At 56.2% G+C, this 12,669-nt stretch carries 4 protein-coding genes and 4 pseudogenes; 4 read left to right on the forward strand and 4 right to left on the reverse strand.

Translation table 11 applies throughout. The features are described 5' to 3' along the window. Positions 1-343, reverse strand: a pseudogene (locus GCT19_RS38985) (hypothetical protein); the annotation flags it as partial. A 172-nt stretch (positions 344-515) separates the two neighbouring features. Further along, positions 516-1,077 (reverse strand): annotated as a pseudogene (locus tag GCT19_RS38990) (transposase); the annotation flags it as partial. A 1,431-nt stretch (positions 1,078-2,508) separates the two neighbouring features. Between GCT19_RS38990 and GCT19_RS39000 the strand changes: the two are divergent. From GCT19_RS39000 to GCT19_RS45145, 3 genes and pseudogenes are all read left to right on the forward strand, one after another. Then, positions 2,509-9,021 (forward strand): non-ribosomal peptide synthetase, encoded by a 6,513-nt coding sequence (locus GCT19_RS39000; RefSeq protein ID WP_152854884.1) that lies wholly within the window; start codon positions 2,509-2,511, stop codon positions 9,019-9,021. 35 nt (positions 9,022-9,056) lie between these two features. Beyond that, positions 9,057-10,409: an MATE family efflux transporter gene (locus tag GCT19_RS39005; RefSeq protein ID WP_018437104.1), complete on the forward strand. Its 1,353-nt coding sequence runs from the start codon at positions 9,057-9,059 to the stop codon at positions 10,407-10,409. Between the two features lie 4 nt (positions 10,410-10,413). Beyond that, positions 10,414-10,488 (forward strand): annotated as a pseudogene (locus GCT19_RS45145) (IS6 family transposase); the annotation flags it as partial. Positions 10,489-10,497: 9 nt separating this feature from the next. Here the strand turns inward: GCT19_RS45145 and GCT19_RS39015 are convergent. Together GCT19_RS39015 and GCT19_RS39020 are read right to left on the reverse strand one after the other, a co-directional pair. Beyond that, positions 10,498-11,281, reverse strand: a pseudogene (locus GCT19_RS39015) (IS5 family transposase); the annotation flags it as partial. Between the two features lie 202 nt (positions 11,282-11,483). After that, a complete protein-coding gene (locus GCT19_RS39020) occupies positions 11,484-11,888 on the reverse strand; it encodes a glycine betaine ABC transporter substrate-binding protein (RefSeq protein WP_152854885.1) in 405 nt (134 codons plus the stop codon). 316 nt (positions 11,889-12,204) lie between these two features. Between GCT19_RS39020 and GCT19_RS39025 the strand changes: the two genes are divergently transcribed. Next, positions 12,205-12,669 (forward strand): transposase DNA-binding-containing protein (locus GCT19_RS39025; RefSeq protein ID WP_265334647.1); only part of this gene is annotated, 465 nt, incomplete at its 3' end.

A 12,669-nucleotide genomic window follows, 5' to 3' on the forward strand; every position in this document is an offset into this window, starting at 1 on the left:
ATGCGACAAGACGGACTTCAGCGGCACCAGCAGCAAGCCTGGCGCGTGACGCGTCCGCATCGGTTCCACAAGGCAGTTCGCTTAGTACAACAAACTCCTCGCGATCAACGTAGTGCACCCAGAAATCGGCAAGGCGACGGTCGCCGTTGATCAGTACATAGCCGGGTCGTTCGCAGAAGGTGATCACCTTCGGATCCGCCTCGAGCAGTAACCATTGTGCGAGCGATGCTCGCCGGTAGAACATGACGCGGCGCGCGAGCTTGGGGCTGAAGGCTTCGAATCGGTGTGCGCCGCGCGGACGGGCAAGCGCGATTGGCTCGGCTACGTGAAGGGTATCCACCATGAGACAAACCTCCTACCGACGGGATTCGAAGTGTAGGAGGCGAGTTGACAAATTTAATACGGACATATGCGAGTTGACGCTTTTATTCCGATTCGAAGGTAAATAAATGTGTCAACACGGGCGCGTTCTGCCCCGCGGTTACTGGCGAGGTCAGGTGACAGATTTATTACGTTTTACGGCTGCGCATTGTGCCCCACACGCGTGTCGGTAACCCCAGCTCGGCAAGCCAGCGATTACGCGCCGGATTTCCTCCACCAGTTCAGCGTCGTCGGTTTGTCGAGCCGTGTGGCCGTCCCGCCAATCAGCGGGTCGAGCAAGCTTTGCCGCCACGTTTGAGCGCGCCACACCGAGAACGTCGCAAACCTGCTTCACTGGTCGTCCCCCGGCAACGATGGCGAGCGCGCAATCCATTTTTTTGCCCGGCCATACTCCACGGCTTCGCGAAGGATTTCGACTTCGACGGTCTTCCTGCCCAGTAGCCGTTGCAATTCCCTGATTTGCTTGAGCGCGTCGGCCAACTCCGAAGCCGGCACGACTTCTTCGCCAGCGCTGACCGCCGAGAGACTACCGTCTTGATAGAGCTTGCGCCAATGAAACAGCTGGTTCGGATTCACACCGTGCTGGCGGGCCACCATCGAAACAGTTTTGCCAGGCTCGAAGCTCTCCCGCACCATCGCCAGCTTCTCGTCCACCGACCAGCGCCGCCGGCGCTCCGGCCCCGTCAACACTTCCATCACTTCGTGCTTGTTGTTAGTCATGTACACAGTCTTATGCCTACCCGCTATTGTAACTGGGAGACTGTGTCCGGAGATTCAGGGGGCTGCTCCAGTCGGCCCTCGTCGCGGCAATCCGTGGTGTTGCACATCCAACATTGTCGGATATGCAACACAGCAAATCCCACAAACGATATTTGCCGGAAGATCCCGCAAGCGTTTTGGAGGGTAAGTGCCGATCAGTCATCCCGATCAGCAATGTGTTGGGAGATATCCCTCAGGTGTGTCGTGGCGTTGGCTCAACTATTGCATCTGCTCTCGCGGGGAAATTGAAGCTGGAGGTAACGAAGCGTGAACACCACACCAAAGCCTCACGAACAACAGACAAGATCTGCAAAAAATGATAGTCGACATTCTATTGCGGCGTCCACTCAAGGTGCCGCGCTACGCGTTATTAACGAACCGGCGCTCTGGATCATCAGTTCCATTCCGTTCCCTGAGCAGGAAGTTTTCTCCTGCGTTGCTGTGCAATCCGACGAACGATGTATCTCACAAAGAAAGATATCAAGGGCTCTGCACAGAATGAAGCTGTCGGCGAAGTGAGCAGCATGGAGGACCGACATCAACGCGACGGTCAGGACGACCAGCAGAGTTCGCCGCACCTCCTAACCCATGATGTGACTGTTGAATACTTCTGAACTTATGCTGCAGGAGTGTCGAGTGCCGAAGCATCCTTCAATTTCTTCAGGCGCTTTACCGTGGTTTTAATATTGCAGCATACAGTTCGAAACCTGTATCAAGTGAATTTCTTGCTACGACTTATTGCATATTTCCCTTCTTCACCTGACATCGCTTGCTCGAGCTCAGGTCGTGATTGTGATTGAGGGCGGTTACTTTAACGATGAACAGATCACGCACTGTGTGGTCTCCCACGATTGCTCGCTTGTTTCCGATGATCCGAAAGCCTTCATCACGAGCACGATACTGTTTTTTGCCAGTGAGCGCTGCGTGGCCGTTTCGGAAGCGTGCCAGGAACTCGCTCTCAGAGGATCGGGAAGAACTGCGGGGCCGGCGCGATATAGCGCCGCTACGCGACGCGGGCGAGTAGTGAGGTGCCTGCGCCACCCTCATCTTTCGCAGTTATAGGTACGGATTCTAATGGTAACCAGTGACCTTGGCCGTTGCATTGGTATCCGCATCAAAATGCGGTTCAATTTAGCAGAGCAAGTGACACACCCAATTGAATAGATATCAATATATTGAATATGTACAGAATGCGAAGAAGATGTGATTTTCGATATCTTAAGATAGCCAGTTAGCCTGTTATCCAACCCAAACGCAATGAACCCTTCGGCGATCATTCCACGGATACTTGCGCGGTCGCCCGCCGAGCGAGCTGTTTTTAGTAAGGGTCGGTTAATTCAAGCACTTAGGCGAGTGAGTGAGGGTTAAATGAAAACACTATTGGCGGTGGACTACTTTGGTGATGCGGCACGGCGTTATCCGCAACATATAGCAGCGAGGCATGGCAGCGAGTCGGTAACGTATCGGGAGCTTGATGCGCAGTCCAACCGCATCGCAATGGCGCTGACCGAGCGCTGTGGCCGCGAGGCGCCCGTCATCGGCGTGTTGATGGAGCGAGGAATTGATTTATTGGCTGCGATGCTTGCCGTTTTTAAGATTCGCGGTACCTATATGCCCCTTGATCGCCAGTATCCAGCGGAACGTTTGGATTACATGCTGGAGAAGAGTAAATGCTGCCTGCTGCTGACCGCCCGGAACTGCTTCGAACAAGCGGCATATTTGCAGACAACCAGACCGGAACTAGTGCTTCTTGATATTGAGGAAGCGCAAGAATCGAGCGCAGCCTTTGCCGGGCCCAGAGGCAAAGGTAGTGATCTTGCCTACGTCATTTTTACTTCGGGTACCACCGGTCACCCAAAGGGCGTAATGATTGAACAGCGGAGCTTGATCAATCACTTGCACGCTAAGGTACACGATCTGGAGATCAGTAATGCTGACCAGGTGGCGCAGACCGCATCGCACTGTTTTGACATTTCTCTGTGGCAGTTTATGGCGGCGCTGCAAGTGGGGGCGTGCACGCGGATCATTAATAGAGACGTCGTATGCGATCCGTCGAGGCTGCTGCTTGAGTTGCGCGAATCCCAAGTATCAGTCATTCAATTTGTGCCGTCGCTACTACGCTCGTTTGTGGCCGAAGTCGAATTGATCGATGCACGCGCACTGCCGGCGCTGCGCAGGATTTCCACCGTCGGGGAGGCATTGCCGCCCGACGTATGCCGACGCTGGCTGGCGATGTACCCGTCTATTCCTATCCTCAACCATTATGGGCCAACTGAATGTGCCGACGGTGTCACGCATGCACTGATCTCTAACTCCCCGGCGGAAGGTCAGGCATTTATGCCAATCGGGAAACCGATAGACAATCTGGAAATCTATGTGGTCAGGCCAGATGCTGCGGCGCTGACGCTTGCTGCGTCAGGTGACGTAGGGGAACTTTGTGTAGCCGGCGTTGGCGTTGCGCGTGGTTACATTAACGACGACGCGCGTACCGAGCAGGCTTTTGTGGCTAACCCTTTCAGCGATAAGCGCGGATATGATCGATTATACAAGACTGGTGATCTCGTGAGGCTGCGTGAGGATGGCTTGCTGGAGTGTCTCGGAAGAGCAGATCGCCAGGTCAAGCTGCGCGGCTACCGTATTGAGCTTAACGAAGTGGAAGGTTTGTTGGGGTTACATGCTGCCGTCGAGGCCGCGGCCGTAGTGGTGCATTATCCCGCTGACAATCGGGTGAAACTGACGGCAAGGGAAACACTGACTAGTCCAGGGGAAGCGGAAAGACTTCCGCGCCTCGTGGCTTTCGTCAAGCTTCGAGAGGAGGTTACACGGAGCGCTTTACGCGAACACATGTCGTGTCAGTTGCCTGACTACATGCTGCCTGATCTTTTCTTCGAGCTGGCGAAATTACCATTAAACGCCAATGGCAAACTTGATTACAAGCAATTGCCTTCTCCAGAAAATTTGCGTCCTTTGTCCGATGTGAAATATCTGGAGCCCGCTCACGGTCTTCAGGCTCGGTTGTGCAGGCTCTTAGCCGAGATACTACATCTAGACCGGCTGGGGCGGAACGACAACTTTTTGCTGATGGGCGGTGACTCGCTGCGCGCCATGCTTGCGATCAACCGTATTCGGAGCGAATTCGCCTGCGAAGTTTCTATGGTTGACCTGTACCATTGCACAGTAGATGAGTTGACCGAACTCCTGGCCGAGAAAGAGGATGGGCATGAGTCGCTCCGCGCCATTGTCGTCAGTCGCCGTGATGAGGGCGGAGAGGTCCCGGCCAGCCACATTCAAAAACACTTATGGTTTTTGTGGAAGCTTGATCCAACAGCATCCAACTATACCTTGCAAACGGCGCTCGAATGCTGCGGAGAGCTTGATCGGGATCGCTTTAGTCGGGCTTGGGATGCGGTGGTGCAGTACTTCGACACACTGCGCATCCGATTCGTCGAAAAGAGCGGCAATCCATATTTGACCTTCGATTCACCGCCGAAGGGTCGTTTGCGCTTTATAGACCTTTGCGGCGACCATCCTGCCCCCAGGTTGGCTGAACTGAAGGCGAGCGAGTTTCAACCGGCCTTTGATCTCGCCGCAGGCACACTGTATCGCGCACTACTAGTACGAGAGAGCTCCGACCGGCATGTTGTCATCTTTACCACGCATGAAATCATTATGGACGCGTGGTCGCTTTCGGTGATGGTGCGCAAACTGCGTGAATTTTACCAGGCGGGAGTTAGTTCAGAGGACGATCTCAAAGCCGAAATTTCGTTCGCGGATTTCGCGAAATGGGAGTCTGAGCAGTTTCGATCGGACTGCTGGGCGCGACAGCGCTCATACTGGGCACAACAGCTGTCGGGTGAGTTGCCGGTGCTGACCCTGCCTTCCGATAAGCCTCGTCCGAGGCGGATGCGTTACACCGGTAAGTCACACGCCATACAAATTCCGGCTCTCGCGGCGTCCAGACTTCGCGAACTCGCTGCGGACAATCGCACCACGCTTTTCAGCGTGTTACTGACGACTTTTTACGTTTTATTGAGAGAGTACAGCGGACAGGACGATATCATCGTCGGCACTCCGAATGTAGTGCGCGAACAGTCAGGTACGGAACACCTGCTGGGGTTCTTCCTAAACATGTTGCCGCTAAGGGCGAAGATGGATCCTGACAAGTCATTCATCGAACATCTGGCCACGACGCAGCAAACTGTCATCGGTGCTGCCTTCAACGCGGCATATCCATTCAGTCGGATGTTGGAAACAGTTGACGTGGTACGTGGAAGCAATTTTTCCCCCGTATTCCAGGTGATGTTCAACATGTATTCGGAGAAGGCAGAGCTGATTTCTGAGGGGCAGCACGATGTGTCAATTGTCGCACGCGAATTGGAAAACGGTTATACCAAGTACGATCTCACTCTTTACTGTCAGGAAGAGGGGGACGGCATCTATCTGCAGATGTCCTATTGCACTGAGCTGTTCTCCGACGAGCTCGTTTCCAGAATGCTGCTCAACCTGCGGCAAATTATTCAGGTGATCATTGCGGCGCCAGCGGCGCCGCTTGCAGAGCTGGATCTGCGGCACCCAGCTGAAAAGGCTTTTCTTAAGCGTTACAACGGAGGACGGCTGGCTTATACAGGCGCTAGTACACTACGCGAAATGTTCGAAGCGCGTGCCAAAATGTCGCCAGTGGATACTGCTTATTTCTGGGAGCGCGGTCGCATTTCGTACGCGGAGTTGGATACTGCGGCCAACCGTTTTGCTAACAGACTCGCAGCCTCCGGTGTTGGTGCCGGCGACAGCGTGCTGCTTGGCATTGACCGCGGCATTAACGCGTTGATCGTTATTCTAGCTGCGATCAAGCTGCACGCAACCTACTCGGTGATCGGGGCAAATTATCCGATAAGTCGCATACTTGAGATTGCTAAAGATGTCGCTCCCAAGGCCTTCGTTGCCACGCCGTTGCAGCGGGAAGCATTTGGTGACAGAGGGCTGGTTTTACTGCCGTCGGAGGAAGTTGCATGCGGCAATGAGGAAACAGATGCCGCCCCTTCCCCATCTTGTTCGCATGAAGTTCTGCAGATCGTCTACACATCTGGTTCTACGGGAAAACCGAAGGGCGTTGTGGTTCCCGCTACAGCATGCCTAAATCGTTTGCACTGGATGTGGGGGCAATTCCCCTTCCAGGCAGGCGATGCCTGCGTAGTGCAGAAGTCGGCGGCGCTGGTTGCCAGTCAATGGGAAATCTTCGGGCCACTCTTACAAGGCGTTCCTAGTTTGCTGCTGAGTCAGCAAGAACTGCAAGATCCATCCCTGCTGCTATTGCAGCTAGATCGTTACCGGGTAACGCATCTGCTGTGCTCGCCACCGTTGATCACCGGCATTTTGACGGCACAATTGACAGACGGACGGTCGGTTTCAGATTTGCGGCTGGTTACCTCAAGCGCTGAGGCGTTGCCACCGGAGTTGGCTCGGCGCTTTCTCGAGGCTTTCCCGCAGGCCCGTTTGTTCAACTTTTACGGCTCCTCGGAGTGTAGCTCGAACGCCGCTTGGGGGGAGGTGTGCGAAGTGGGCGCTGATGAACGGACTGTCCCGATTGGTAAGCCGGTGGCCAATGTCGGCATAGCCGTCGTCGATGACAAGTTGCGGCCGGTGGTTCAAGGTGCGGTGGGGGAGATCCTGGTGACGGGTGACTGCCTGGCGAATGGCTATCATGACAGCAGGGAGCTGACAGTCGAGCGATTTGTTGCTAATTCGGTGCCAGAGTTACAGCCTTTCGGAACTGTGGCTTATCGCACTGGCGATTTGGGGCGCCACCGCGACGACGGCCGCCTGGAGTTTCTTGGAAGGCGGGACAACCAAATCAAGATCCATGGCTTGCGCGTTGAACTGGATGAAATTTCTCACGTCTTGGAAAAATGTCCTGGGGTCGAGGAGGCCGCGGTGCATTTGCACCGCGTTGCGGATGGCGAGCCGCTGTTGACTGCCTACGTGGTGGGCACGGAGGCGAAGCTGCCGTCAACACAGGATGGGTTCAGACAAATGCTCCGTCATTCGCTGTTGCCCCATACTATTCCCCGTTCATTTGTTCGCTTGCGGGCTTTGCCTAAGCTGCCGGGCGGTAAGCTGGACCGTTCCCGCTTGCCGTTGCCACGGCAAACCGCGGTGGGCGTATTCGCGCCGCTGGTCACCACGACCGAGCATGCACTGGCTGCGGTTTGGCAGGAAGTGCTTGGTATGTCGACGATTGGTGCGGACGCGCATTTCTTCTCACTGGGTGGTACCTCTATGCTGAGCGTGCGCTGTGTGGCGCGGGCGGCCAGGATGGACATCCGCTTTTCTGTCAGCGAGTTGTACGATTATCCAGTGTTACGCGAACTGGCTGGGCTGATCGATGCCCGCTCCAGCGAACTGGTGCACCACGATGGCGAAATCGACGGTGGAGTGGAAGTAACGCCTACGATACGCTTCATGAATCGGCGCATGGGTTTAGACGAGCATTTCAACATGTGCGCGATCTGGCAGGACGATAGCTGTCGTTTGGATCCGGCCATATTGGAGTCCGCTATCGTTAGGTTGGCGAAAGACTACCCACTGTTGCGCACCAGGATCTCTCGAGATGACGCTGATCTACGCTTCCATACCGGAGTCGGAGCGTTGCATCTGGAGCGAGTTGCATTGGGCTCGTACTCAGAGCTCGGGGATTGCACGCGAGAGGTATCTGATATCGCTGAGAAAGCGCAATATGCATTCCGGTTCGATGGTCGTACCTGGATGTCGCGTTTCCAATTGATCGAGGCGGAGGTCGGTGGGCGGCCGCACAGTTGGATTTTTATCATAATTCATCATTTCCTGGTCGACGGCTATGGGTTCCGGCTGCTGCTGGACGAAGTAGAACGCTACTATCTGGCGATAGAGCATGGCCAAGCACCGGCTCCCGCATTCAGTGGCCGCGCGCAGTTGAATCGATGGGTGAAGGCGCTGCGCGAACATGTGAGCGGTTCGTTGGACAGCAACATTGCTTATTGGCGAAGCCGGCCATGGGAACTGCTGCGTGAGGATGGTGCAACAGTCCTCGAGGTTGAACCAGTCGATAGTGGCGCTGATTCCAGCCGGCGCTTGTTCGAGATGCTCCATACTGGGCAGATGCACAGTGATGCTGCTTTCGAGGCCTTGTGCGCGCACAAGGGGATTCGCTATCTGGATCTGGATGCGAAATCGACAAAGATTCTGCTCGATCTGCATCCGGACCGGCACGGCTTTGACGCGTTCGACGTCATCCTGTGCGCCTTGGCGGAGGTGGCAGGACGGGGCAACCAGCGACGAGGGCTGTTTCTGGACAGCATGGACATGCTGCGCACGCCTATCCTGCCGGGTCAGGATCTGTCGACGGTTATGGGCTTTACCGCGGAACTTGTCCCGCTGGCCATCATTTGCGAGGGGCGACTCAGTGTGGCGGAACGTCTGAAAGCGGTGCGTCGTCAGCGCAATTCGGCACGGATCCATGGCATTGGGCTACGGGCGGCTGCGTATCTGCTGCCGGATGATCGGGCGAAGGCACTGGTCGATTTCGACTGGCCACGTGTTGTCGTCAACTATCGCGCTGTGTTAGGTAATCTTCGTACGCGCATGCTGCTCGGCCTTGCTCAACCGACGATCTGGACGGGTGATGGGATGGGGCCCAACCGTCATCACACGTTGCGGTTATATATCGACAATGTCGATGGTAAACTTCGTATCCAGATGCATTGTGCGTTGCCTTGTTTTTCCGCAGAGGAGGCGAATATGCTGGGACGTCAGTTGCTGCATTGTCTCGCGGCTTATGCCGGATGGCTCAGGGACAATCAGGAAGATGTGGACGCAGCAAGCGTGAAGGACGGGGCCACAGTATGAACACGCCAGCAGTTGCGGCATCACGGATGCAGTCAATGGCCCACGATCGGCTGTTGCCACTGATCCTGCGGCTGGCTCTTCCGTCCGTCGTTGGCGTCACTGTCAGTGCCGCTTATCAGTTGCTCAACGCCTATTTCGTGGGGCGGCTCGGAACAGCAGCACTCGCGGCGATGGCATTGTCGTTCCCATTTGCAATGGGCATCACGGCAATAGGCCAGATCTTCGGTGCAGGGGCCGCCTCGTTGATTGCTCGAAGCCTGGGACGTGCCGACGATCACTCTGCCAACGATTATGCATCGCACGCGTTATGGTCTGCGATGGTAATTGCTGGCATAACGGCTATCGCGGGCTGGCAGTTGGCTCCAACTTTGCTGACATGGCTAGGCGCTGGACCATCGATTTTGCCACTGGCCGTGGCTTATCTTCATTGGCTGCTGTTGGGCTATGTGGCAGTGGTATTCAATATGGTCTGTGGTTTCATCGTGAGAGCGGATGGCAATACCGTGCTCAGCATGACGACCCAAGTTTCATCCTTCGCAATGAACGCGGCACTCGACCCGGTGATGATTTTCTGGTTCGCGCTGGGCATCGAGGGGGCTGGCATCGCAACATTTCTGGCCCAGTTGTGCGGCTTAACCTTGTATTGGCGACATTTCGCGGGCAGGCACGGAGCCATCGTCTTATCGTGGCCATCGGTGGGACGCTGCGGGTGCCGACTGGCGAGCATCGCCCGCATCGGCATTCCGCCAGCGCTCAATACGCTGCTCGCGGTAGCGGCCATGTCCATGCTCAATGGGTTCGCTGCTCGCTACGGTGAGGCATCGGTGGCGGCGATAGGTTTGGCCAGCCGCTTGGCGATGCTGGCAGCACTTCCGCTGTATGGACTGTGCAGCGGGGCGCAGGCGGTTGTTGGGTTTAATGTCGGCGCAGGTAACTGGACACGGGTGGCGCAAGCGGTTCGGGCTATGGTTGCCGTCGCGCTAACGTTCGCCGGAGTCTATGCCGGCTGGGTCGTGTGGCAAGCTAGAACCATCATCGGCTGGTTTGCGCACGAATCGGCGATGATAGAGATTGGTAGCCGCGCGATCTTGCTATTCCATTGTGCGTTGCCGGTGTTAGGGGTGCAACAGGTGTGCCTGCTTTTCATGCAGGCCAAGGGCAACGCAATCTGGGCAACGCTTGTAGCGGTACTGCGGCATGGCTTGTTTCTGATGCCCCTGATGGCCTTGCTGCAGCACGCTTATGGGCAAGACGGCCTGTTGTTCTCCGTAGCGGCTGCCGATATGGCAGCGGGTCTTATCGCTATGGTTATTCTATACAGTGAAATGCGGCAGATCGACAAGGCCTCCCGGCTCTGTCAGGTTAATGGAATGGGGGCCGTAGAATGACGTAATGAAGAAGACAAAACCGCTTTCTCATGGTCATCGCTTCCCTGTTAGCGTCATCAGCTGTGCGGTTCGCTGGTATTGATATGACTCGCGAGCAGATAAGGGCAGCAGCCAAGGAAAGCAAAGCACGATGAATGTCGAGACGCCGTTCGAAACGAATGCGCAGTTTGCCGAAACCGGCAAACCATGCATGCGTGCGCTCGACCACCCAGCGATGTTGCCCGAGCCGCTCCTTGCTTTCCACGCCGCGACGGGCAATACGGGCCGTGATTCCGCGCTGCTTCAGGTAACGCTGACAGCGGGCAAAGTCATTGCCCTTGTCCGCACGCAACTTGCCCGGGCGTTTGCGGGGCTGGCCATTCAGACCCGAGACTGCCGGAATGGCATCGAGCGTGGGCTCTAATGCCATCGAGTCGTGTCGGTTGGCGCCCGTGACCGTGATGGCCAGTGGAATGCCGCGCGCGTCTACAACGATGTGCCGTTTGGACCCGAGCTTTCCCCGGTCTGTCGGGTTGGGGCCGGTTTCCTGGCCCCCGGGGGCTGGCAACACTGGCAGCATCGAGGCTCGCCCGTTCCCAATCAATCTGGTCGTGCTCACGCAACCGGCGAAGCATTGCCAGATGCAGCTGCTCCCACACGCCTGCGGCCTGCCAGTCTCGTAGCCGTCGCCAGCATGTCATGCCGCTGCCAAAACCCAGTTCCTGCGGCAGATCTTCCCATGGGATGCCCGTTTGCAGGACATACAGGATGCCGTTCAGTGCTGCGCGGTCGTCAACTGTGCGCCGACGGCCGCCTTTGGGTGACGACGTAAATGCCGGAATCAACAGTTCCAGCGCCGCCCACAGTTCGTTGCTGATTTTTCTTCTGGACATGCGCCCAGGATACGAAACCTAGGGCTTGATGTCCAGGTTGTGTTAGCCGCTCTTAGCCGATGGACGATGCGAAGGTTCTAGTCCTCTCCGCCGTGTAGCCCATAGGTCTACAGGAAGGCCGCCACAATCTACGGGTATTTTTCCACAAAAACCCTACGGATAACGAAGTTGTTATAGATGAGGTATCCGTCTTTCTGCAGGTCTATTGTGGAAAGATCTTAAGCCCACCGTTGGCGACAAGCTGTTGACTTGCAGGATCCCAGGCATAGGCGCCGTCGATGTCGCCGCCCTTCCATGCTGCGACAATTTCACTAGGCGCAAGAGGTACGGGTTTGATTTTGCTGCGGTCAAGCCTGTATACCCCGATGGCCGCGTCCAGCGCGTATTGTGCCGTCGAGTTCGGAGGGTAGCCGATGGTCTTGTCTTCGACTTCCCGGAGTGATGAAATATCCTTACGGAAAGTCATTCGTTCGCTGGTAGAAATCACCTCTGGAACACCGATAGTCTCGATAGCTAGAGGACGAAATTTTTGGCCATGTCGAGGTGTGCGGTGTGGTGCGGTTGTTGTCAGGCGCACCACGAGAGAACATTCATCAGCCAAGGCCAACCAACGACTACTTCTAAGCAAATTACTACGACGGTTATAGGGAAACGCGATCTCGTCTGAAAGAGCGGTGCTATTTTCATTTGCCGGAGGCGCTGCCCGATGCGATCCTGGACGATTCTCGGCTACGGGCCGGTGCCTGCGAAGGAGGCGGGGGCCAAAACGAGCATTCATGCCGTCCGCACAACGACACACGAATGCCCGACCACAGTTGGGCATACACAAGGCATAGTAAGCGCCAACTCGATCTTGCAATTACCCACATCTTTGCCGCGAAACCTGGTAACCTGGCATCCGTCACGTTCCATGCATAAGCGAGATGGCCGGCAAGCGACGGGCGGATGATCGGTCGTGGATGAATCTTGAAGTCCAGGGAAGCGAATTCCAGGACACACGGTTGCGCCGTCGCTTCGCAACGCTGCTGGAAAAGCTCTGGGACGGCATGGGGCAGGCCAGCGCCGAACGTGTGAAGGCCACCGATGGACGAGTGCTTATCCTGCAGGACACGACCGCATTCTCGTACCAGCGCGAGCGTTCCGAACTCATCGGCTACACGGGCAAGACGAGCCTGCGCACAGGGAAGAACGGCATGGGCCCGCGACGACCGCTCACGCAATGCGGCATCCTGATGCATTCGAGTCTTGCTGTTACTGGCGATGGATTGCCACTTGGCCTGGCGGCGGTGAAGTTCTGGACGAGAAAGCGGTTCAAGGGGGCTTCGGAGCTCAAGCGCCATATCAATCCCACGCGCGTACCGATTGAGGAAAAGGAAAGCTGGCGATGG

Origin of the sequence: Paraburkholderia atlantica (assembly GCF_009362785.1) — a bacterium.
GTDB classification, from domain to species: Bacteria; Pseudomonadota; Gammaproteobacteria; order Burkholderiales; family Burkholderiaceae; genus Paraburkholderia; species Paraburkholderia atlantica.